This is a genomic window from Pseudomonas sp. 3HC3, from assembly GCF_044904505.1.
In the GTDB taxonomy this organism is placed as follows: domain Bacteria; phylum Pseudomonadota; class Gammaproteobacteria; order Pseudomonadales; family Pseudomonadaceae; genus Aquipseudomonas; species Aquipseudomonas putida_Y.
In genome coordinates this window covers 193892-216741 of the sequence record NZ_JADDRH010000001.1, presented here as the reverse complement: position 1 = coordinate 216741, position 22850 = coordinate 193892, and the positions used below count along the sequence as shown (strand labels likewise).

The 22850-nt window shown below is 62.7% G+C and carries 21 protein-coding genes; 15 read left to right on the top strand and 6 right to left on the bottom strand.

What is annotated here, in order from left to right; translation table 11 throughout:
• Positions 1-339 precede the first annotated feature (339 nt).
• Entirely contained in the window at positions 340-840 is a 501-nt protein-coding gene (tpx, locus tag INQ47_RS01225; protein WP_252459202.1) for a thiol peroxidase, read from the bottom strand.
• 328 nt (positions 841-1168) lie between these two features.
• Here tpx and INQ47_RS01220 point away from each other — a divergent pair, with 328 nt between their 5' ends.
• Positions 1169-2356: a Bcr/CflA family efflux MFS transporter gene (locus tag INQ47_RS01220; RefSeq protein ID WP_404700843.1), complete on the top strand. Its 1188-nt coding sequence runs from the start codon at positions 1169-1171 to the stop codon at positions 2354-2356.
• A 71-nt stretch (positions 2357-2427) separates the two neighbouring features.
• Here INQ47_RS01220 and INQ47_RS01215 read toward each other — a convergent pair whose 3' ends face one another.
• The 3 genes from INQ47_RS01215 to INQ47_RS01205 form a co-directional block, all read right to left on the bottom strand.
• Entirely contained in the window at positions 2428-3708 is a 1281-nt protein-coding gene (locus tag INQ47_RS01215; protein ID WP_209965391.1) for a serine/threonine transporter, read from the bottom strand.
• A gap of 259 nt (positions 3709-3967) precedes the next feature.
• The gene (locus INQ47_RS01210; RefSeq protein ID WP_103462591.1) at positions 3968-5164 is read right to left on the bottom strand and encodes an amino acid aminotransferase; all 1197 of its coding nucleotides are present in this window, start codon (positions 5162-5164) and stop codon (positions 3968-3970) included.
• Positions 5165-5327: 163 nt separating this feature from the next.
• The gene (locus tag INQ47_RS01205) at positions 5328-6353 is read right to left on the bottom strand and encodes an Ldh family oxidoreductase (protein WP_103444273.1); all 1026 of its coding nucleotides are present in this window, start codon (positions 6351-6353) and stop codon (positions 5328-5330) included.
• Positions 6354-6495: 142 nt separating this feature from the next.
• Between INQ47_RS01205 and INQ47_RS01200 the strand changes: the two genes are divergently transcribed.
• The 11 genes from INQ47_RS01200 to INQ47_RS01150 all read left to right on the top strand — a co-directional run bounded on the left by INQ47_RS01200 (position 6496) and on the right by INQ47_RS01150 (position 19109).
• Positions 6496-7368 carry a MurR/RpiR family transcriptional regulator gene (locus tag INQ47_RS01200; protein WP_252459205.1) on the top strand — a complete coding sequence of 291 codons (873 nt, stop codon included), beginning with the start codon at positions 6496-6498 and terminating at the stop codon, positions 7366-7368.
• A 23-nt stretch (positions 7369-7391) separates the two neighbouring features.
• Positions 7392-8144: a transporter substrate-binding domain-containing protein gene (locus INQ47_RS01195; protein ID WP_021781692.1), complete on the top strand. Its 753-nt coding sequence runs from the start codon at positions 7392-7394 to the stop codon at positions 8142-8144.
• A 170-nt stretch (positions 8145-8314) separates the two neighbouring features.
• Positions 8315-9034 carry an ABC transporter permease gene (locus tag INQ47_RS01190; RefSeq protein ID WP_021781693.1) on the top strand — a complete coding sequence of 240 codons (720 nt, stop codon included), beginning with the start codon at positions 8315-8317 and terminating at the stop codon, positions 9032-9034.
• The gene (locus tag INQ47_RS01185) at positions 9031-9741 is read left to right on the top strand and encodes an ABC transporter permease subunit (RefSeq protein WP_339444160.1); all 711 of its coding nucleotides are present in this window, start codon (positions 9031-9033) and stop codon (positions 9739-9741) included. The genes INQ47_RS01190 and INQ47_RS01185 overlap by 4 nt, the downstream gene beginning before the upstream one ends.
• Positions 9742-9757: 16 nt before the next feature.
• Positions 9758-11002: an FAD-dependent oxidoreductase gene (locus INQ47_RS01180; RefSeq protein WP_404700842.1), complete on the top strand. Its 1245-nt coding sequence runs from the start codon at positions 9758-9760 to the stop codon at positions 11000-11002.
• A gap of 22 nt (positions 11003-11024) precedes the next feature.
• Complete coding sequence (locus INQ47_RS01175; protein ID WP_289711624.1) at positions 11025-11807, top strand: amino acid ABC transporter ATP-binding protein; 783 nt, start codon at positions 11025-11027, stop codon at positions 11805-11807.
• A 469-nt stretch (positions 11808-12276) separates the two neighbouring features.
• Positions 12277-13086 (top strand): gamma-glutamyl-gamma-aminobutyrate hydrolase family protein, encoded by an 810-nt coding sequence (locus INQ47_RS01170; protein WP_404700841.1) that lies wholly within the window; start codon positions 12277-12279, stop codon positions 13084-13086.
• Positions 13087-13458: 372 nt separating this feature from the next.
• A complete protein-coding gene (kdgD, locus tag INQ47_RS01165; RefSeq protein WP_209965387.1) occupies positions 13459-14370 on the top strand; it encodes a 5-dehydro-4-deoxyglucarate dehydratase in 912 nt (303 codons plus the stop codon).
• Between the two features lie 104 nt (positions 14371-14474).
• On the top strand, positions 14475-15839 hold the full coding sequence (locus INQ47_RS01160) for an MFS transporter (RefSeq protein WP_404700840.1): 1365 nt from the start codon (positions 14475-14477) through the stop codon (positions 15837-15839).
• A 77-nt stretch (positions 15840-15916) separates the two neighbouring features.
• Entirely contained in the window at positions 15917-17470 is a 1554-nt protein-coding gene (gene garD / locus INQ47_RS01155) for a galactarate dehydratase (protein ID WP_404700839.1), read from the top strand.
• Between the two features lie 58 nt (positions 17471-17528).
• Positions 17529-19109 carry an aldehyde dehydrogenase (NADP(+)) gene (locus INQ47_RS01150; RefSeq protein WP_404700838.1) on the top strand — a complete coding sequence of 527 codons (1581 nt, stop codon included), beginning with the start codon at positions 17529-17531 and terminating at the stop codon, positions 19107-19109.
• Between the two features lie 62 nt (positions 19110-19171).
• Here the strand turns inward: INQ47_RS01150 and INQ47_RS01145 are convergent, their stop codons facing one another.
• A complete protein-coding gene (locus INQ47_RS01145) occupies positions 19172-19921 on the bottom strand; it encodes a FadR/GntR family transcriptional regulator (RefSeq protein ID WP_003247694.1) in 750 nt (249 codons plus the stop codon).
• Between the two features lie 199 nt (positions 19922-20120).
• Between INQ47_RS01145 and INQ47_RS01140 the strand changes: the two genes are divergently transcribed.
• From INQ47_RS01140 to INQ47_RS01130, 3 genes are all read left to right on the top strand, one after another.
• On the top strand, positions 20121-20771 hold the full coding sequence (locus tag INQ47_RS01140; protein ID WP_404700837.1) for a DUF998 domain-containing protein: 651 nt from the start codon (positions 20121-20123) through the stop codon (positions 20769-20771).
• Between the two features lie 74 nt (positions 20772-20845).
• A complete protein-coding gene (locus INQ47_RS01135; protein WP_404700836.1) occupies positions 20846-21175 on the top strand; it encodes a hypothetical protein in 330 nt (109 codons plus the stop codon).
• Positions 21176-21337: 162 nt separating this feature from the next.
• Positions 21338-22246, top strand: a complete 909-nt coding sequence (locus INQ47_RS01130; protein WP_252459217.1) for a LysR family transcriptional regulator — start codon at positions 21338-21340, stop codon at positions 22244-22246.
• Here the strand turns inward: INQ47_RS01130 and INQ47_RS01125 are convergent, their stop codons facing one another.
• A complete protein-coding gene (locus INQ47_RS01125) occupies positions 22247-22765 on the bottom strand; it encodes a DMT family transporter (protein ID WP_404700835.1) in 519 nt (172 codons plus the stop codon). It lies immediately after the preceding gene.
• Positions 22766-22850 lie beyond the last annotated feature (85 nt).

Here is a 22850-nt window from a genome sequence, read left to right as displayed (position 1 = left end):
CGAACCTTGTTCGGAATGACGACTTGGGGAGGATGAACGATAAGCACTGCCATCGTTTTAGCAAAGGGCCTTTACCAGAGGTTTACCTTTGCCTGACGTTGCCAAGAGGCGGAATTTTAAATGAAAACGGCCCGGAACGTGTTCCGGGCCGTTACAGGGTGTTGCTTGGAGCGGTGGCGGGCCTGAAGGTTCGGTTGCCTGGTCTGGCCCTTTCGCGGGTGAACCCGCTCCTACGGGGATGTCACAGCCTTTGAAACCTGTGCCGCACGTTGTAGGAGCGGGTTTACCCGCGAAGAGGCCATCACAGGCTACAGACGCCCGCCCTGCCCCACGCAATCCTTACTTCAGTACAGCCAGCGCCGCGTCGTAGTTCGGCTCGTCAGCAATTTCGCCAACCAGTTCGCTGTACAGCACCTTGTCGTTCTCGTCCACCACCACCACGGCGCGGGCGGCCAGGCCGGCCAGCGGGCCGTCGGCGATGGCTACACCGTAGTTTTCGAGGAACTCGCGACCACGCAGGGTCGACAGGTTATTCACGTTGTCCAGCCCCTCAGTGCCGCAGAAGCGTGCCTGGGCGAACGGCAGGTCAGCCGAGATGCACAGCACCACGGTGTTGGCGACGTCGTTGGCCTGGGCGTTGAACTTGCGCACCGAGGTGGCGCAGGTCGGGGTATCGACGCTCGGGAAGATGTTCAGCACCTTACGCTTGCCGGCGTAGTCTTTCAGCGACTTGTCAGCCAGGCCTTCGCCTACCAGGGAGAAAGCCGGAGCCTGGGCGCCGGCCTGTGGCAGGTTGCCGTTGACCTGGACCGGGTTGCCTTTGAGAGTCACTTGAGCCATGACGAAATCCTTATGCGGGGTTTGAAAAGGACACTGAGTTAAGCATGAAGGCAGCCGGGTGCCTATGGGGGCAGGTGAAATTGTTCTATTGCCGGACGATTTTTGTGGACAAAATGACAAGCCCCGCTATCACGGCCAGTTGCTTCACGGCTGCCGATAAGCCCTCGGCAGGAACCTACAACGCTATCAGAAGTTTCGCCACTCAGTTCGGCTTGTGCATCCTCAAGGCAGCGCTACCATCAGACGCCTGACAACAACGGGAATGCATAGATGAACGCTACCAACACGAGACCTGAAAAACCGGCCAGCCTGGCTCGTGGTTAGCAACGTGCACCGCCCAGCTGGTTCGCTTCGGCGCCACCTGTGCTCGACGCTGCTGATTCTGTTATGTCTGCTGGGTGTGTTTCCTCTGGACGTAATCCTCCCATCATTCCCTGCGCTCTCAGATGAGTTTCGGGTCGACACAAAACAGATTGCGTACTCATTGAGCTTTTTTGCTGTCGGTGTGGCCATGGCGCAAATGGTGATCGGCTCACTGTCGGATGGCATCGGGCGCAAGCGTTTGTTGCTCGCTGGGTTGAGCGTATCCATTGTGGGGGCGCTCGGTTGCGTATTTTCAACCCATTATGAAACGTTCATGGCCTTTCGCTTGGTGCAGGCCCTGGGTTGCGGCAGCCTCGTGCTAGGCCAGGCGCTTGTGCAGGACCTCTACAGCGGTACACAACGCAATGCCATGCGCATCCTGTTAACAAGCGCGAGCGGGTTGTTCATCTCCCTGTCACCGCTGGCAGGTGCTTTTCTTCAACAGTCTTTTGGCTGGAAGGCAAGCTTTACGGTATTCGTGATCATCGCTGCAATCGTTTCACTTCTATCGTATGTGCTGCTTCATGACACACCTGCGGCGCGCGACCGGGCGCCAAGTATGTCCAGTTATCGGGTGATGCTGCGAGACACGGACTATCTCGCGCATTCCATGCTGTCCAGCCTCGCCTTTGCCTGCCATTTTTCCTTTATCGTCATAGCGCCCTTGCTGCTGATGGGCAGGCTGGAGCTGACGGCCTATCAATTCTCTCTGGTCTTTATCGGCTATGGGTTGGCATACATCGCCGGCGGCATGGTTGCGACCTATTTGAACCGTCGCGTAAGCCCGCAGGTTCAAATAAAAGCAGGCTTCCTGCTTATAAGTGCTGCGGGCATCACCCTTTTGATGTGGGAGCGGGTAGCAGGTTTATCTGTGGTAGGTGTTCTACTGCCGATGATTGCCTGTACCACCGGGACAACCCTGGTACGCCCCGCCGCAACGACCCAGGCTTTGGCGCGCTATCCGCGTCAGGCAGGTGCGGCAGCGTCGCTCAATACGACATTGCTGTTCGCCGGTGCCGGTTTGACGAGCAGTCTGGTCACAGGCTTCGAAAGCGCGCTACCGGCGGGCTTGGGCGTGCTGTTCGTGGTGGCCAGCCTATGCGGGTGGTGGCTACTTGCATGCACCAAGGACGATGGAATGCAACGCTGCTGAAACCTTGATCAGGCAAAAAAATGCCCGGGTGGCGACAAGCGACCCGGGCATTCTTGAATGAAACGGGTGAATCAGCTTACAAGGCCGTACACCACCGATGTCAGCGCAACCAGGCCTACCACCACGACGAACACGTTGGAGGCCGCACCGCTGTACTTGCGCATCGATGGCACACGGCGAATGGCGTACATCGGCATGAGGAACAACAGCACCGCGAGGATCGGGCCGCCGAGCGACTCGATCATGCCGAGAATGCTCGGGTTGAGCGTGGCAACGATCCAGCACACCACCAGCATCAGTGCAGCGACCACGCGGTCCAGGGCCTTGGCGCCCGGACGCGCGCCGGTCTTGGCGATGATGCCCTTCAGGCCTTCGCTGGCACCGATATAGTGGCCAAGGAACGACTTGGCGATGGCCACGAAGGCGATCAACGGCGCAGCGAACGCGATGGTCGGGTTGCTGAAGTGGTTGGCCAGGTACGACAGGATCGACAGGTTTTGCGCTTTGGCTTCGGCCAGCTGGGCGCTGCTCAGGGTGAGGACGCAGCTGAACACGAAGAACAACACCATCGCAACCATCAGCAGGTGGGCACGACGCAGGATCTGGCCGCTGCGCTCGTCGGCGTGCTCGCCGTAACGGCGCTTCTGGTCGACGGCAAAGGCCGAAATGATCGGCGAATGGTTGAACGAGAACACCATCACGGGAATGGCCAGCCACAGGGTGTGCAGGAAGGCCGAGGCCGGCGGCACCTGAGTGGCGCTGTCGAGAATGCCACCGGTCCAGTGCGGCACCAGGTACAGGCCCAGCAACGCCAGAGCAACGATGAACGGGTAGACCAGCAGGCTCATGACCTTGACCGTGGCCTGCTCCCCGCAGCGCACGATGGCCAGCAGGCCAAGAATCAGCACGAATGACAGGATTGCCCGTGGCGGCGGCTGCATGTGCAGCTGGTGTTCCATGAAGCTGGACACGGTGTTGGTCAGCGCCACGCTGTAGATAAGCAGGATCGGGAAGATCGCGAAGAAGTACAGCACGGTGATCGAGGCGCCGGCGGTGACGCCGAAATGCTCCTTGACCACTTCGGTGATGTCACCTCCATCGCGCCCGGAAAGGACGAAACGGGTCAGCCCGCGATGGGCGAAATAGGTCATCGGGAAGGCCAGCACGGCCAGGATCAGCAGCGGCCAGAAGCCGCCAAGGCCCGCGTTGATCGGCAGGAACAGTGTCCCGGCGCCGATGGCTGTGCCGAACAGGCCCAGCATCCAGGTGGTGTCTTGACGCGCCCAAGTGCCTAGGGTGGCGGGGGTCGATTCTGCAAAGCGTTGTTCAACGCTTGGGGCCTGCTCATTCATTCCGGTGAAGCTCCACTCGCAAGACTGCAACAGGCTGAGAATGGCGAAATAGACCTTTCGCCCAACTCAACCGGAAAAGAGGGGCGCGATTGTGCACGGAAAGGTAGCACTTGCGAAGCCCTTTTCCGAGGAGCGGTTGCACTTGTCTTTACAAGCAGAGTGCAACTGGATGACGTGGCGCAAAAAAATACAGGAGCGGGTTGCCCGCTCCTGTAGGGGTATTGCACAACCTGCAGCGGGCCGCTTCACGGCCCTGCGGTTACTTCTGAACGGCAGCGAACGCTTCGGCAACCCGTTGCAGGTTGGCCGGGCGCAGGCCGGACATGCACACACGGCCGCTGTCGATCAGGTAAACGCCGAACTCGTCACGCAGGCGACGTACCTGCTCGACGCTGAAGCCGGTGTAGCTGAACATGCCGCGCTGGCGCAGGAAGAACTGGAAGTCCTGGCCCGGCAGCAGCACGGCCAGGGCATCGACCAGCGCCTGGCGCATGTCGAGGATACGCTTGCGCATCACTTCGACTTCTTCGGCCCACTGGGCATTCAGGCCAGCATCGCTCAGTACGCCGGCAACCAGCTGGGCGCCGAAGTTGGGCGGGCTGGAGTAGTTGCGGCGCACGGTGGCCTTCAGTTGGCCAAGCACGCTCTGGGCAGTGGCCTCGTCATCGCACACCACCGACAGGCCGCCCACCCGCTCACCATACAGCGAGAAGATTTTCGAGAAGGAGTTGCTGACCAGGCACGGCACGCCGGCACGGGCCATTTCGCGGATAGCGTAGGCGTCTTCCACCAGGCCTTCGGCGAAGCCCTGGTAAGCGATGTCGAGGAACGGGATCAGCTGGCGCGCCTTGACCACTTCGACCACTTGTTGCCACTGGTGCTGTTCCAGATCGGCACCGGTAGGATTGTGGCAGCACGGGTGCAGCAGCACCACGCTGTTGGCCGGCAGGCTCTGCAAGGTGGCCAGCATGCCGTCGAAGTCCACGCCACGGGTGGCCTGGTCGAAGTACGGGTAGGTGTGCACCTTGAAGCCTGCACCTTCGAAGATGGCGCGGTGGTTGTCCCAGGTCGGGTTGCTGACCCAGACTTCGGACTGCGGGAAGTAGCGCTTGAGGAAGTCGGCACCGACCTTCAGGGCGCCGGAGCCACCCACGGTCTGTACGGTGGCCACCCGGCCGCCGGTCACGGCCGGGTGATCGGCACCGAACAGCAGCGCCTGAATGGCTTGGCGGTAGCTGGCCAGGCCTTCCATCGGCAGGTACAGGGAGGCTTCGTGGTCCTGACCGGCAATGCGTTTTTCCACCGCATCCACCGCCGCCAGTTGCGGCACCACGCCGGCCTCATCGTAGTACAGGCCAATACTCAGGTTGACCTTGTCGGCGCGCGGGTCGGCCTTGAAGGTTTCCATCAACGAGAGGATCGGGTCGCCGGCATAGGCATCGACATGTTTGAACACAGCGTGCAGCTCCTTGGATCAGGACGGTACGGAAAGTCAGCCCTGAGCATACCCGGAGAGCGGGCTCAGGAACATCCACTATTGTGCAAGGTTGTCTATGCAACATTGCATGGCCGGGGATGAGTGCTGGATTCTTCGCGGGTAAACCCGCGAAAGGGCCGGCTCAGCCAAGCAGCTCTTTCAGGCCTTGCAACTCTTGCTCGGTCACTGCCACCCCCTCCTCTTCGGCCACCTCACGCTCACGATAGCGCCGCTCACCCGGCATGCGGGTCAGCCCGACTGCCTGCATCTGCTCCACCAGTTCGCGGCTGCGCTGGGCAAAGCGCTCGCCCTCGGCCTTGCCTGGGTCGATGACGATGATCAACTGCCCGGTCCATGGCGTTTTCGCCCCCGGATGCCCGGACCAATCGAACTCCCAGGAGAAATGACCGCCGGTCAGCGCCGCCGCCAGCAACTCGACCATCATCGATAACGCCGAGCCCTTGTGCCCGCCAAATGGCAGCAAGGCCCCGCCTTCCAGAATCGCCTTTGGGTCGGTGGTCGGCTGGCCATCGGCGTCCACCCCCATGCCCTCCGGCAATTGCTGGCCGGCACGCGCGGCAATTTGCACATCGCCATGGGCCATGGCACTGGTGGCCATGTCGAAAACGATCGGGTCATGCTCAGCGCAAGGCGCAGCAAAAGCGATGGGGTTGGTACCGAACAGTGGCTTGCGCGCACCATGCGGCACCACGCAGGTCATGCTGTTGACCACGCTGAGGGCTACCAGGCCCTCTTCGGCGAACGGCTCTACATCCGGCCACAACGCAGCGAAGTGGTGCGAGTTGTGGATCGCCAGCACAGCAATGCCTGCGTTGCGCGCCTTCGCCACCAACAGCTCACGGGCCGCCGCCAGTGCCGGCTGGGCAAAACCGCCCGCAGCATCGACACGCACATAACCGGCGGCCACGTCGCTGACCTGTGGCGTGGCCTGGCCATCGACCCAGCCGCTGGCCAAGGTCGAGACATAACCGGGCATGCGGAACACCCCATGGCTATGGGCGCCATCACGCTGGGCGCTGGCGCAGTTGTGGGCCAGCACCCGGGCCACGGCCTCGCTGCACCCATGGCGCTGGAAAATGGCCTGCAACAGGCTTTGCAGCTCGGTAAACGGCATGCGCACAACGGTGCTGGTGGAAGGTGCGGACATCTGAAGCTCCTTGTTGATTTTGGAATGGCTACAGCGTTGCAACGACAAAAACTTTCCTTCATGTGACAGCAATCTGTCAAATGTTGACTTGATGACAGAAAACATTCATTTTCTTCCCATGCCTCACCCCTGGAGCCGCAGCATGAGCCAACTGATCAAGCAACGCCTGGAAAACAGCCTCGAAGGGGCCGCTGCCTCGGGTCGCAAGATCGCCACCTACATGCTTGCCAACCTGCACGAACTGCCGTTCCAGACCTCGGCCAGCATTGCCGCCAAGCTGGGCGTCAGCGAATCCAGCGTCGGGCGCTACTGTCGCTCACTGGGTTATGCCCACCTCAAGGCGCTTAAGCAAGACCTGCAGAACGATCTGGGCGATGGCCCGTGGCTGGTAGGTGATCGCCTGCAAGATTACCGCCAGAACCAGGACGCCAGCGACAACGCCGGCAGCCTGGAACTGGAAATCGCCGCCCTGGTGCGCGTACACGAGTACCGTCAGAGCCCGGCCTGGCACAACGTGGCGCAACGCCTGGCAAGCAAACCGCGGGTGTTCATCGCCGGTTTCCAGACCGAGCGTGGCATCGCCATGTGCATGAGCCACCTGCTGCAATACCTGCGCGATGGCGTGCAACTGGTCGACATCAGCGCCGGGCACTTCGGCGAAGTGCTGCTGGGCCGTGCCGAAGACAGCACCCTGGTGGTGTTCGAGGCGCGCCGTTATTCCCGCCATGCCCTGATGCTGTGCCAGAAGGCGCGCGAGGCTGGCATCGCGGTCACCTTGGTGACCGACACCTTCTGTGACTGGGCAGATGCCAATGCCGACGAGGTGTTCCGCATCCCCACCGAGTTCAACCTGTTCTGGGAATCCACCTCGACGATGCTGTCGTGGGTGCATCTGATGGTCAACGAGGTCTGCAAGAAGCTCGGGCCAGATGTTGAAAAACGCTTGGAAGCAACTGCCGCTCTACATAACGAATTCGTCGGCTACACCTCGTGGTCGACGGGCAAACAACAATAGCAAGAGTGCAATGAGGTGCAGAGATGAACAAGTCCATGGCCTTGGTGGGTGCGTGCGCCCTGCTGCTGGCGGGTGCCGCCAGCGCTGAAACCCTGCGGTTCGCCACCGAGGGTGCCTACCCGCCCTTCAACTATGTAGACGCCGATAACAAGCTGCATGGCTTCGATATCGACATCACCCACGCCCTGTGCGAGCAGATGAAAGTCGAATGCACGCTGGTGGCCCAGGACTGGGAAGGCATCATCCCCGCCCTGATGGCGCGCAAGTATGACGCGGTCGTGGCGTCGATGATCGACACCGAAGAGCGACGCAAGAAGATCGCCTTCACCGACCACTACTACCGCACGCCACTGACCGTGGCGGTTGCCAAGGACAGCAAGATCGACAGCGCCCAGACCGACTTTGTCGGCTACACCGTCGGTGCGCAGTCTTCGTCCACCCAGGCCATCTACGCCGAAGACGTGTATGGCAAGGCCGGTGCCGACGTAAAACTGTACCCGACCATGGACGAAGCCAACGCAGACCTGGCGGCCGGCCGCCTGGACGGCGTGATTGCCGACAAATTCCCGCTGCACGAGTGGATGAACAAGAACGGTGGGGATTGCTGCAAGATCCTTGGCGACGTGGCCGACACCAAAGCCGATGCCGCCATCGCTGTGCGCAAGGACGACGAAGCCCTGCGCCAGCGCCTGAATACCGCGCTACAGCAGATCGTGGCCAACGGTACCTATCAGAAGATCGCCAGCAAGTACTTTGCTTTCGATATCTACAACTGATCTTCAGGAAGTTGTGCAAACGCCCTGTGGGAGCGGCCTTGCGTCGCGATAGGGCCGCGTAGCGGCCCCGATAATCTCTGCAGTTGCATAAACCCTGGGGCCGCTACGCAGCCCTTTCGCGACGCAAGGCCGCTCCCACAAGGCCGCATAACCTGCCCAAGAGGTTCGTCATGCTCGATCAATTGTCCTTGCTGTCTTTCGCCAGCGGAGGCTGGGGCCAAGCGTTGCTGGCCGGCGCGCTGGTTACCGTTTCCCTGGCCCTGGCCTGCCTGCCCATTGGCCTGCCACTGGGCCTGGTGGTCGCGCTGGCGGCGCGCTCACGCAAACGCCTGCCACGGGCCTGGGCCACCACCTTTTCTACCGTGTTCCGCGGCCTGCCCGAGCTGCTGACGCTGCTGATCATCTATTACGGCTGCCAGATCGCCGCGCAGAAGATCCTCGCCGCCATGGGTTATCAAGGTGAGTTCATCATCAACACCTTCCTCGCCGCGATGATCGCCTTCAGCCTGGTGTTCGCCGCGTTTTCCAGCGAGATCTGGCTGGCCGCCTTCAAGACCCTGCCCAAGGGCCAACTGGAAGCCTGCTCGGCGCTTGGCCTGAGCAAGCGCACCGGTTTCTTCAAGGTGCTGCTGCCGCAACTGACCCGCATCGCCCTGCCCGGCTTGTCCAACAACTGGCTGTCGCTGCTCAAGGACACCTCGCTGGTGTCGACCATCTCGCTGGTCGACCTGATGCGCCAGACCAACCTGGCGGTCAGCGTAACCAAGGAGCCGATGTTCTTCTACGGCGTCGCCTGCCTGGGCTACCTGCTGTTCGCGGCACTGTCCGGGCGCGTATTCGCCTACATCGAACGGCGCAGCAACCGCCACCTGCAAGGAGCACGCGCATGAGCTTCGATCAACTGCTGGCAATGGTGCTCGACCCCGACCTGCTGGAGCGCTACGGCCCACGCTTCATCGACGGCCTGCTGGTAACCGCCAAGCTGGTGGCAATTTCCTTCAGCCTGGGCGCTGTGCTCGGCCTTCTGCTGGCCCTTGCACGCATGTCTCGCAGCCTGTTGCTGCAGCGCATGGCTGCCGGCTACGTGTACTTCTTCCGCGGCTCGCCGCTGCTGGCGCAATTGTTCCTGCTGTATTACGGCCTGGGTTCGCTCAAGGGCTTCTGGCAGGACGTCGGCCTGTGGTGGTTCTTCCGCGAAGCGTGGTTCTGCACCTTGCTGGCGTTCACCTTGAACACCGCCGCCTATCAGGCTGAGATTTTCCGCGGCAGCCTGATGGCGGTTGCGCCTGGCCAGCATGAAGCGGCTCGGGCGCTGAACCTGAAACGCTCGACCACCTTCTTCAAGGTGATATTGCCGCAGTCGCTGCTGGTGGCCATTGGCCCGCTGGGCAACGAACTGATCCTGATGATCAAGGCCAGCGCGATCGCCTCGCTGGTGACTATCTACGACCTGATGGGCGTGACCAAACTGGCCTTCTCGCGCAGTTTCGACTTCCAGATCTACCTGTGGGCCGCCGTGCTCTACCTGGTGATCGTCGAACTGGTGCGGCGCCTGTTGAAACACCTGGAAGGCCGCCTGGGCCGCCACCTGAACTGACCGAAGGATACGTTTCATGCATTGCCAGACCCTTGTCCTTGGCGCCGGCATCGTCGGCGTCAGCACCGCGCTGCACCTGCAGGCACGCGGGCGCCAGGTAATTCTGATCGACCGCGACGAACCGGGCAGCGGCACCAGCCATGGCAACGCCGGGCTGATCGAGCGCTCCAGTGTCATCCCCTATGCCTTTCCACGGCAATTGAGCGCACTGCTGCGCTACGGCCTGAACCGCCAGCCCGATGTGCGCTACAGCCTGGCGCACCTGCCCAAGGCCGCACCGTGGCTGTGGCGCTACTGGCGCCAGTCGGCACCCGGGCGTCTGGCTGGGGCCGCCGCCGATATGTTGCCGCTGGTGCAGCGCTGTGTCGAAGAGCATGACGCGCTGATCGCTGCTGCCGGCCTGGAAGGTCTGGTGCAAGCCAAAGGCTGGATCGAAGTGTTCCGCGACCCAGCGCTGTTCGAGCAGGCAAAAACCGATGCCAAGGGCCTGAGCCGCTACGGCTTGCAATTCGAAATCCTCGAATGCGGGCAACTGCAGGCTCGTGAACACCAGCTGGACGCCACCGTGGTCGGTGGCATCCACTGGCTCGACCCGAAAACCGTGAACAACCCCGGCGCGCTCACCCGTGGCTATGCGGCGCTGTTCCTGCAACGCGGCGGGCAGTTTGTGCATGGCGATGCGCGCAGCCTGCGCCAGGCCAATGGCCAATGGCGGGTAGAGAGCCGTCGCGGCCCGATCACTGCCGACGAAGTGGTGGCCTGCCTCGGTCCACAGTCGGCCGACCTGTTCAGCGGCCTGGGTTACCAGATCCCGCTGGCAATCAAGCGGGGCTACCACATGCACTACAGCACCCGTGACGGCGCTCAGCTGGAGCACTCGATCTGCGACACGCAAGGCGGCTATGTTCTGGCGCCGATGGCGCGCGGTGTGCGCCTGACCACCGGCATCGAGTTCGACGCAGCCAGTGCGCCCGGCAACCAGATTCAACTGGGCCGCTGCGAGGCCTTGGCGCGCAAGCTGTTCCCGGCCCTCGGCGAGCGCCTGGACGACACGCCTTGGCTGGGCCGCCGCCCCTGCCTGCCCGACATGCGCCCGGTGATCGGGCCGGCGCCGCGCCACCCAGGGCTGTGGTTCAACTTCGGCCATGCCCATCACGGCCTCACGCTGGGCCCAGTCTGCGGCCGGCTGCTGGCCGAGCTGCTCACTGGCGAGCCCCCCTTCACCGACCCCGCGCCTTACAGCGCGACCCGTTTCGACTGAACCCACGCGGGAGAACAACAAGATGACCGCACCACTGAGCCTTGCCACCCTTGCCCCCGAACCCGACCCGCGTCCGGTGCTGATCCGCATCGAAGGCCTGAACAAGCACTATGGCGCGTTCCACGTACTGCGCGACATCGACCTGCAGGTGCGCGAAGGCGAACGCATCGTGCTGTGCGGGCCGTCCGGCTCGGGCAAGTCGACCCTGATCCGTTGCATCAACCGCCTGGAAGTCGCCCAGCAGGGCAGCATCCAGGTGGACGGCATCGACCTGGCGGCCACCACGCGCGAGGCGGCACAGGTACGCAGCGACATCGGCATGGTGTTCCAGCACTTCAACCTGTTCCCGCACATGAGCGTGCTCGACAATTGCCTGCTGGCCCCCACCAGCGTGCGCGGGCTGTCACGCAAGGACGCCGAGGAGCGGGCACGCATGTACCTGAGCAAAGTCGGCATCGAAAGCCAGGCGCACAAATACCCCAGCCAGCTGTCCGGCGGCCAGCAGCAGCGCGTGGCAATCGCCCGGGCGCTATGCATGAAGCCGCGGATCATGCTGTTCGACGAGCCCACTTCGGCGCTTGACCCGGAAATGGTCGCTGAAGTGCTGGATGTGCTGGTGCAATTGGCTGGCACGGGCATGACCATGCTGTGCGTCACCCATGAGATGGGCTTTGCCCGGCAGGTAGCCGAACGGGTGCTGTTCCTTGAGGGGGGGCAGATCATCGAGGACAGCCCGCCGCAGGTGTTCTTCAACCAGCCGCGCACCGAGCGGGCCAAGGGGTTCCTGGCGCAGATACTGCATTGATTGAAAGCCTGTGGGAGCGGGTTTATCCGCGAAGAAGACACCGCCGTGGATGGCACGGGCTTCGCCCGTGTTCGCGGGCAAGCCCGCTCCCACAGGGATCGCGCCAGCTTTTAGACGTTGAGCAAGGCAGTTACTCCCACAAGGACCGAGGTGACTTCAAGTTACCTATTCATTGCACCGCTGCAATGAGCCAACTGCATCGTTAAATATTATTGACCGCAGCCCCTGCCAAACCCACGCCGCCACAGGCCCGCATCGGTTTCAGCCCCCAAAAAACGGCGTATTCCCCGCGTTAAAGCCCTCTTCCGTCGTTTGACATATCGAACGGCTCTGGCAAGCTATCTACAAGCCCCGACCGGAATCGTCGCCTCTGACGAGCCGGCAGTGCTCGGGGCCACAGGCAGCACTCAGGGCCCCGCGCCGTGCGCCTGCACAACAACGACAGGTCGAACCTGTCCCAAGGTGACATATGTCCAACAGCAACATTGGCAACAAGCAACCTTCCCTGCGCAAACCTGTCGTCCTGATGACCATGGGCACCCAAGAGCGCAAAGGCCATGACTACCAGGTCATGACCCACAAATACATTAGCCCGCTGGTCGAGTTCTCCGATTGCGTCCCAGTGTTGGTGCCCACCTGCTTCGGCACTGAAGACCTCGAGACCTACCTGGACATGGCCGACGGCGTGTACCTGACTGGCGCTGGCAGCAACATCGACCCAGCCCTGTATGGCCAGGAAAACCAGACCCCAGGCAAAGGCCAGGACCAGAACCGCGACCTGTTCGACATTCCGCTGGTGAAGGCAGCGATCAAGCGTGGCCTGCCCATCTTCGGCATCTGCCGTGGCATGCAGGAAATCAACGTGGCCCTGGGTGGCGACATTTACCAGAAGGTGTATGCCGAACCTGGGTTCAATGACCACCGGGAAAACCCGGAAGACCCGGTCGAAGTGCAGTACGCCCAGGTGCATGGGGTGAAGATCCAGCCGGGCAGTTGGCTGCACGAAACCCTGGGTACCGACGAGATTCGCGTCAACTCGCTGCATGGCCAAGGCCTGCACAAGCTCGGCGCCGGTATTGAAGCCATCGCCCGTGCCGAAGACGGCCTGGTCGAAGCGATTCACGCGCCAAGCATTTCGCCGTTCCTGTTCGCCGTGCAGTGGCACCCCGAATGGCAAGCGGCGAAGAACCCTGACTCGATAAAGATCTTCCAGGCTTTCGGCGACGCTTGCCGGGCCCAGGTGCGCAAGGCGCAAACCAAGCGTCAGCACGCGGCCTGACCTTCAGTTTCCTCTGCTTTGATCGCGGGGCGGCGCAAGGCCGCCCCCGTTTCCCCGGTCACCCTCTGCTGGTCCCAGAACACTTCCCGTGGAATCGGGCGGCGGGCTTGTGCCTGTCTCCGCGATCGTTTTTTCCTTCCCCTCAAGAGATACGATGACTGCTATGTGTTTGTCGTCGTACCTGCTGCGCCTGTGAAATCGAGCGCCGCGCGGGCGGCGCTCGATCTGCGCCACAACACACATATCCAGACGGCCACCCTGGCGAGAACACAAAATTCCGAAAAAGGACTAGTCATCGAATAGGTTGTACGATAACTTACCTCAAACGCAAGACAACACCCTTCACCCAAGCGCCCCAGGATGCCAACAACAATGACTCCACAAGAACTCAAATCCATCCTCTCCCACGGCCTGCTGTCCTTCCCGGTCACCGACTTCAACGCCCAGGGCGACTTCAGCCCCGCTGGCTACATCAAGCGCCTTGAGTGGCTGGCCCCCTACGGCGCCAGCGCGCTGTTCGCCGCCGGCGGTACCGGTGAATTCTTCTCCCTGGCCGCCAGCGAATACAGCCAGGTGATCAAGACCGCGGTTGATACCTGCGCCACTTCGGTACCGATCCTCGCCGGTGTCGGCGGCTCCACCCGTCAGGCCATCGAATACGCGCAAGAAGCCGAGCGCCTGGGTGCCAAGGGCCTGCTGTTGTTGCCGCACTACCTGACCGAAGCCAGCCAGGACGGCGTCGCCGCCCACGTCGAAGCGGTGTGCAAATCGGTAAACATCGGTGTGGTGGTGTACAACCGTAACGTCTGCCGCCTGAACGCCGACCTGCTGGAAAAACTGGCCGAGCGCTGCCCGAACCTGATCGGCTACAAGGACGGCCTGGGTGATATCGAGCTGATGGTGTCGATCCGTCGTCGCCTGGGCGAGCGCTTCAGCTACCTGGGTGGCCTGCCGACCGCCGAAGTGTATGCGGCCGCCTACAAGGCCCTGGGCGTACCGGTGTACTCCTCCGCGGTGTTCAACTTCGTGCCGAAAACCGCCATGGACTTCTACAACGCCATCGCTCGGGACGACCACGCCACCGTGGCCAAGCTGATCGACGATTTCTTCCTGCCGTACCTGGACATCCGCAACCGCAAGGCCGGCTACGCCGTGAGCATCGTCAAGGCTGGCGCCAGAATTGCCGGTTATGACGCAGGCCCGGTGCGTACCCCACTGACCGACCTCACCGCCGAAGAGTACGAGATGCTTGCCGCGCTGATGGACAAGATGGGCCCGCAGTAAGCGCTACCCGCGGCCTGCCACATGCCGCGCCCGGAGTGGGCCTGCCCCACTCCGGTTACAATTCGTGAGCCCGCACAAAAATAACTAGTGGGAGTATTGCCAGCATGCAAGCGACTAAGAAAACGCATGTGCGCTACCTGATCCTGTTCATGCTGTTTCTGGTGACCACGATCAACTATGCCGACCGCGCGACCATTGCAATCGCAGGCTCCAGCCTGCAGAAAGACCTCGGCATTGACGCCGTAACCCTCGGTTATATCTTTTCCGCCTTCGGATGGGCTTACGTGGCTGGCCAGATTCCTGGTGGCTGGCTGCTCGATCGCTTCGGTTCCAAGAACGTCTACGCCTTCAGCATCTTCACCTGGTCGCTGTTCACCCTGCTGCAGGGTTTTGTCGGTGGCCTTCCGGTTGCCTGGGCCGTGGTCACCCTCTTCACCCTGCGCTTCCTGGTGGGCTTCGCCGAAGCCCCGTCATTCCCGGGTAACGCGCGCATCGTCGCTGCATGGTTCCCGACCCAGGAACGCGGCACGGCGTCGGCCATCTTCAACTCGGCGCAGTATTTCGCCACTGCACTGTTCGCCCCGATCATGGGCTGGATCGTGTTCAGCTTCGGCTGGGAGCACGTGTTCATGGTCATGGGTGTGCTGGGCATCATCTTCTCGATGGTGTGGCTGAAGACCATCTACAACCCGCGCCAACACCCGCGCATCAGCCCAAGCGAACTCGAGCACATCGAGCAGAACGGCGGCCTGGTCGACATGGACCAGAAGCGCGGCAGCGACGGCCCGAAATGGGGTTACATCAAGCAGTTGCTGACCAGCCGCATGCTGCTGGGCGTCTACCTGGGCCAGTACTGCATCAACGCCATCACCTACTTCTTCCTCACCTGGTTCCCGGTGTACCTGGTGCAGGAACGTGGCATGACCATCCTCAAGGCCGGCTTCATCGCCTCGCTGCCAGCGGTGTGTGGTTTCATCGGTGGCGTACTGGGTGGCGTGATCTCCGACTGGCTGCTGCGCCGCGGCAACTCGCTGACCTTCTCGCGCAAACTGCCGATCGTCTGTGGCCTGCTGCTGTCCACCACCATGGTGTTCTGCAACTACGTCGATGCCGAGTGGATGGTGGTTGGCTTCATGACGCTGGCGTTCTTCGGCAAGGGCATCGGTGCGCTGGGCTGGGCGGTGGTAGCGGACACTTCGCCCAAGCAGATCGCCGGGCTGTCCGGTGGCCTGTTCAACACCTTCGGCAACATCGCTTCGATCACCACCCCTATCGTGATCGGCTACATCATCAGCGCCACCGGCTCGTTCAAGTGGGCGCTTGTGTACGTGGGTGCCAACGCGCTGGTCGCGGTATTCAGCTACCTGGTTATCGTCGGCCCCATCAAGCGCATCGAGCTGCGTGATGCCGCCCCAAAGCCACACGCTGAGCCTGCCACCGACGGCGAACTGGCCAGCTCACGTCACTGAAAGAACACGCCCGCGCCGGGTCACCCGGCGCGGGCGGATGTACAAAAGCCTGAGAACCTGACAAGTAGGGCCCAAACATGCAGTTGATCGAACATTCCGACTCGCCCCGCTACGTCCGCCTGCACGACGACGATAACGTCGTGGTGGTCGTCAACGACGGCGGCTTGGGCGAAGGCGCCCGCTTTGCCGACGGCCTGACCCTGGTCGAAGACGTGCCGCAAAGTCACAAGGTGGCCACCGTGGCCATCGCCAAGGGCGAGCCGGTACGCCGCTACGGGCAAATCATCGGCTACGCGCTGGAAGACCTGCGCCAAGGCAGCTGGGTACAGGAAAGCCAGTTGGCCATGCCGGCCGCCCCGGAACTGGACAGCCTGCCGCGCTGCGACGCCGTGCCACAGCCGCTGCCGCCGCTGGAGGGCTTCACCTTCGAGGGCTATCGCAATGCCGACGGCACTGTCGGCACCCGCAATATCCTCGGCATCACCACCACCGTGCAATGCGTGACCGGCGTGCTGGAACATGCGGTCAAGCGCATTCGCAACGAACTGCTGCCCAAATACCCCAACGTCGATGACGTGGTGGCCATTACCCACAGCTACGGCTGCGGTGTGGCAATCAATGCCCGCGACGCTTACATCCCGATCCGCACCGTGCGCAACCTGGCGCGCAACCCCAACCTCGGCGGCGAGGCACTGGTGATCAGCCTGGGCTGTGAAAAACTGCAAGCCGGCCAAGTGATGCACGACAACGACCCGTCGGTGGACCTCAGCGACCCATGGCTGTACCGCCTGCAAGATGCCAGCCTTGGCTTTGTCGAAATGATCGAGCAGATCATGGACCTGGCCGAAACCCGCCTGAAGAAGCTGGACCAGCGCCGCCGCGAAACGGTCCCGGCCAGCGAACTGATCCTCGGCATGCAATGCGGTGGCAGCGACGCCTTCTCGGGCATCACCGCCAACCCGGCACTGGGCTATGCCTCCGACCTGCTGGTCCGTGCTGGCGCCACCGTGCTGTTCTCTGAAGTGACCGAGGTGCGCGACGCGATCTACATGCTGACCTCGCGCGCAGAAAACCAGGACGTTGCCGACGCGTTGGTGCGCGAAATGGACTGGTACGACCGCTACCTGCAGCAAGGCGCCGCCGACCGCAGCGCCAACACCACGCCGGGCAACAAGAAAGGCGGGCTGTCGAACATCGTCGAGAAATCGCTGGGTTCGATCGTCAAGTCGGGCAGCGGCGCTATCCAGGGGGTGCTCGGCCCAGGAGAGCGGGTCAACCGCAAAGGCCTGATTTTCTGCGCCACCCCGGCCAGCGACTTTGTCTGTGGCACCTTGCAACTGGCGGCTGGCATGAACCTGCACGTCTTCACTACCGGCCGCGGCACCCCTTATGGCCTGGCCATGGCACCGGTGGTCAAGGTGTGTACCCGCAGCGAACTGGCCCAACGCTGGCCCGACCTGATCGACATCGACGCCGGTCGCATCGCCAGTGGTCGCTCGACCATCGAGGAGCTGGGTTGGGAGCTGTTCCATTACTACCTGGACGTGGCCAGCGGCCGCAAGCAGACCTGGGCCGAACAACACCGGCTGCACAACGACATCACCCTGTTCAACCCGGCGCCCATTACCTGATGCCGCAGCCCTGACCACGCATTCACACACTCCACCCTCAAGCCCACAGGAGCACCCCATGCCTGAAATCCTCGGCCATAATTTCATCGCCGGTCAGCGCAGTGCCGCTGGCCCTCAGCGCCTGCAGAGCCTGGACGCCAGCACTGGCGAAGCCCTGCCCTACAGCTTTACCCAGGCCACCGAAGCCGAAGTGGACCAGGCCGCCAAGGCCGCTGCCGCTGCCTTCGCCGAGTTCCGCCAACTGGCCCCGGCACGTCGGGCCGAGTTCCTCGACGCTATCGCCGCTGAACTCGACGAACTGGATGACGCCTTCGTCGCCATCGTCTGCCGCGAAACCGCCCTGCCCGCCGCCCGTATCCAGGGCGAGCGCGGCCGCACCAGCGGGCAGATGCGCCTGTTCGCCCAGGTGCTGCGCCGTGGCGACTTCCTCGGCGCGCGCATCGACCTGGCACTGCCCGAGCGCCAGCCGCTGCCACGCGTAGACCTGCGCCAGATGCGCATCGGCGTGGGCCCGGTCGCGGTGTTCGGTGCCAGCAACTTCCCGCTGGCCTTCTCCACCGCCGGGGGGGATACCGCCGCCGCCCTGGCCGCAGGCTGCCCAGTGGTGTTCAAGGCGCACAGCGGCCACATGGCCACGGCCGACCTGGTCGGCTGCGCCATCGTGCGCGCCGCTGAGCGTACCGGCATGCCCAAGGGCGTGTTCAACATGGTGTTTGGTGGCGGCGTGGGCGAGTGGCTGGTCAAGCACCCCGCCATCCAGGCGGTTGGCTTCACCGGCTCGCTGAGAGGCGGCGATGCCCTTTGCCGCATGGCCGCTGAGCGCCCGCAGCCAATCCCGGTATTTGCCGAGATGTCCAGCATCAACCCGGTCATCATCCTGCCGGGCGCCCTGGCCAAGCGTGGCGAGGCCATTGCCCGCGAGTTGGCGGGGTCCGTGTGCATGGGTGCCGGGCAGTTCTGCACCAACCCTGGGCTGGTGATTGGCTTGCAGTCGCCACAGTACAGCCAGTTGCTCGCCGACCTTGGCCAGTACCTGGACCAGCAAGCCGGGCAAACCATGCTCAACGCTGGCGGCCTGCGCAGCTACGTTGGCGGCCTTGAACACCTGCATGCCCATGCCGGTATCGAGCATGTGGCCGGCCAGGCGCAGGAAGGCAACCAGGCGCGCGCTCAGCTGTTCAAGGCCGATGCACGCCTGCTGGTCGAGTCCGACCCGCTGTTGCAGGAGGAAGTGTTTGGTCCCACCACCGTGGCTGTAGAGGTGCAAGACAACGACCAGTTGCGCGACGCGCTGCTAGGCCTGCGTGGCCAACTGACCGCGACGCTGATCGGCGAGGCGGACGACTTCGATGCGTTCGCCTGGTTGGTGCCGCTGCTGGAAGAGAAAGTCGGGCGAATCCTGGTCAATGGCTACCCGACCGGTGTCGAAGTCTGTGATGCCATGGTGCACGGCGGCCCGTACCCGGCTACCTCCGATGCGCGTGGCACCTCGGTCGGCACTTTGGCCATCGACCGCTTCCTGCGCCCGGTGTGCTATCAGAACTATCCGCAGACGCTGCTGCCTGAGGCACTGCGCGACGGCAACCCGCTGGGGCTGCGGCGGTTGGTGAACGGGCAGTGGAGTGACGGGGCGATCTGACTGGTTGCCAGAAACAGGAAAGCCCTGCGCACGACAGGGCTTTTCTTTTGACTGTAATGGCTTCAGGTCCCTTGCGCTTCCGCCGCCTCATGCGCCTGGCGCAAGCGCTCGCGGCTGTTGCTAAGGTGCATGCGCATGGCCATCTTCGCCCCTTCGCTGTCACGCCGGGCAATCGCCTCATAGATCGCCTCGTGCTCATGCATCAGGCGGCTCATGTAATGCGCCTGGTCATCATGGGCCAGGCGCGCCGAGTTCAGCCGGGTGCGCGGTATGATGCTGGTACCCAGGTGGTTGATGATGTCGGCGAAGTAGTGGTTGCCGCTGGCCTGGGCAATGCGCAGGTGGAACTGGAAGTCCGCTGACACCGCATCAGTGGCGTGGGCCGCCCCCTCGTTGAGTTCGTCCAGCGCCGCCCGCATGCCGGCCAGGGCTTCGTCGCTTCGCCGCTGGGCCGCCAGCCCGGCCGACTCGATCTCCAGGGCAATACGCAACTCCAGCACCGCCAGCACCTCGCGCAGGGTGACCACCGTGGCCGGGTCGATACGGAAACCGCCCGTAGCCGGCGCATCCAGCACGAAGGTGCCGATGCCGTGGCGGGTCTCTACCTGCCCGGCGGCCTGCAACCGCGAAATCGCCTCACGCACCACCGTGCGGCTGACGCCCTCTTCGGCCATGATCTGCGATTCGGTCGGTAGCTTGTCGCCGCGCTTGAGCTGGCCGCTGCGAATGCGTTCGGTCAGCACCGTGACCAGTTCCTGGGCCAGACTGCGCGGCTTGCGCCGGGTCCTTGCCTGTACCTGCTGCTCTGTCATTGCCCTGTATTTCACCTTGAAAGACAGCGCTCATCATAGCGCAAGCGGTTGTACGATCACATACACCCGGTGCGGTATTTATTGCCCATCTTTGTAGACCCTGGCCCATGAAAAAACGCGCAGAATCACTGGCCCATGGTCTGCGCGAGACTGTACTGTATGCCTTCACGCTCACTGATCCATGGAAGGAATCTGCAGTATGAAAACCCTCGACCGCCTTTTGCTCGGCAGTGGCCTGCTGATCCCCCTATGGCTGCTGGCGGGCGTATGGCTCACCGCCCAGGCCTACCCTGGCTATGACCACCTGCAACAGGCCATGAGCCAGCTTGGCGCGGCCGGCTCGCCCACCCACAGCTGGTCGCCACGGGTCAACAACTACCCTCTAGCCCTGCTGTTTACCCTGTTCGCCTGGGGCCTGGTGCGGCGCTGGCACAGCTCGAAGCTGGCGCTGCTAAGTGCGGGCCTGGTGTTGCTGCATGGCATGGGCAGTTTGGGCACCGGCTGGTTCCCCTGCGACCAGGGCTGTGCACCGGCACAGCCATCTACCTCGCAGCAACTGCATAACCTGTTTGGCCTGCTGATGTTCCTCTCGCTGACCTTGGCCAGCGCCCTATGGGCATGGCTGGGCAACCGTATTGCCGGCTCCCCCGCTCTGGCGCTGTTTTCGCTGGCTTGCGTGGTACTGGCGATCACCACCGTCGCGTTGATGGGCCAGGCGGCGCAGAGTGGCCAGCTGTTCGGCCTGTATCAACGCCTCAACTATGGCGTGTCGGTAGCCTGGGTTGCCAGCCTGGCCTGGACGAGCCTGCACAAGCCCGCGGCCAATCCTCTGCGCATGGCGGTGACCTGACGGCAAATTGCTGGCCCACAGCACCGGAAAGCGAAGGCAAACTCCGTTTTCTTTCAGATGCTTAGGACAGCAACATGCGAGTAATTCTAGCAACGATGGCCGGCTGCCTGCTGGCCACCCTCGCTTTCGGCGCCCAGGCCAGGGCACTGAGCCAGAACGATCGCCACACCTGCGGCTGGGGCGCGCAGATAGCCGCCGAGGCCCAGCAGGCCAAGCTTTCCGGGGTAACGCTGTACGCCACACGCAAGAAGCTTCAGGTGCGTAAGTTTCCCAAACCGTGGATGCGCATGACTGCCTTCGGCATTACCGAACAAACCTACAACAGCCGCTCGCGGCTCAAGCCGGCAGCGATAAAGCGGACTTACTTTGAGCAGTGTGTTCAGCATGCGACCGCAAGAAGATAATTCTATTTTTATCAGTAAATTACTGAGCAAATATAAAGTCATTTAGTAGAGTCCATGTGCTGCGAAGCGGCCTCTATCGCCAGCAGTTTGTAAGCGCGTGCAACACTCAAGCATCTGATAAGCTGATTCAAGCAGCCAGAATTGACCAAGGCCATTCACCCGATGGATGAACTGCGCAAGATCGACCTCAACCTGCTGCTCGCGCTGCACGCCCTGCTCAGCGAAAAGCACGTGACCCGTGCAGCCTTGCGTCTGCACCGCAGCCAACCAGCGGTCAGCCACGCCTTGGCGCAGTTGCGCAAACACTTCGACGACCCTTTGCTGGTACGCCAAGGCGGCCGCATGGCCCTCACTGCACGCGCCCAGTCGCTGGCACAACCACTACAGGATGCACTGAGCAATCTCGACAGCCTGCTGGCCACCCCGCTGTTCGACCCAGCCCGGGCCCAGCGCCGATTCCGGCTGTCGCTGTCCGACTACGCTTCGCGCATCATCCTGCCGCATTTGCTGCGCCACCTGCGCCAAGTCGCGCCCGGGGTGGACCTGGCCATCAGCCAGGCCAGCCGTGAAACCATGTTGGCGCAGTTGCTCGATGGCGAACTGGATCTGGCCCTGGGCCTGTTCCCCGAACTGCCTCAGGACATCACCGTCCAGCCCCTTTTTGCGGATCGCTTCATCAGCGTTGCCGATCGCCAGGTGCTGCCTGCCAGCGGCGGCATGGCCCTGGAAGACTGGCTGGCACGCCCACATGTATTGATGGCCATGCGCCCGGATGCTTTCGATGAAATCGAGCGCGCACTGGCCGCCCGGGGCCTGCAACGCCGTATTGCCCTGGCCTTGCCGCACTGGAGTGCGGCAGTCGAAGTGCTGGCCGGCACCGACCTGATCCTGACGGTGGCCAGCCGCGCAGTGGGGTCGTTGCGCCAGCACAAGACACTGCGCCAGTTCACGCCGCCACTGGCCATCCCCTCGTTCGATTATCAGCAAGCCTGGCACAACCGCAAGGACAGTGACCCCGGGCACCGCTGGCTGCGCGAAACCGTATGGGCGTGCAGCCAACCAGGGCGCTGATCAGTTTTCCTGCCCTTTCACAGCTGCCGTGGAAGGGGCCGGTGACGCCGTCGCCCAAGTGCCCTGTACCAGCATTACTCCGCACAGGATCAGCACCACGCCGGCCACCCTGGCCAGACTGAGCGGCTTGCCACCCAACCCCATCACCCCGTAGTGGTCGGCAAGCACTGCCGTGATGATCTGCCCTGCCACCACCAGTACCAGGAACCCTGCTGCGCCAAGTTTAGGGGTGAGTGCTGCGGCGCCGGCTACATACATTGCCCCCAGCACGCCACCAATCCACAACCACCAGGGCCCCTGCAAGGCCTTTCCCATGTCTGGCGCCGGCACCCGAATAATCAGCAGGGCAGCGATTACCACCAGCATGCTTACCGTCAACGATGTGAAAGCCCCCCACAGCCAGTGCCCAAGTGCCCGGCCTGCCGCAGCATTACCTGCGGCCTGAAACGGCAACACGGCACCGGCAAGCAACGCCATGGCCACAGGAAGCGCCAGCAGAAGCATTGATTTACTGAACATGGCAGTCCTCATCCAAGGTATCGATGGCCACCATGATGGTGCATTCCCCAGTACTGATAGAAATCAAAATCCTGCACTTGAACTA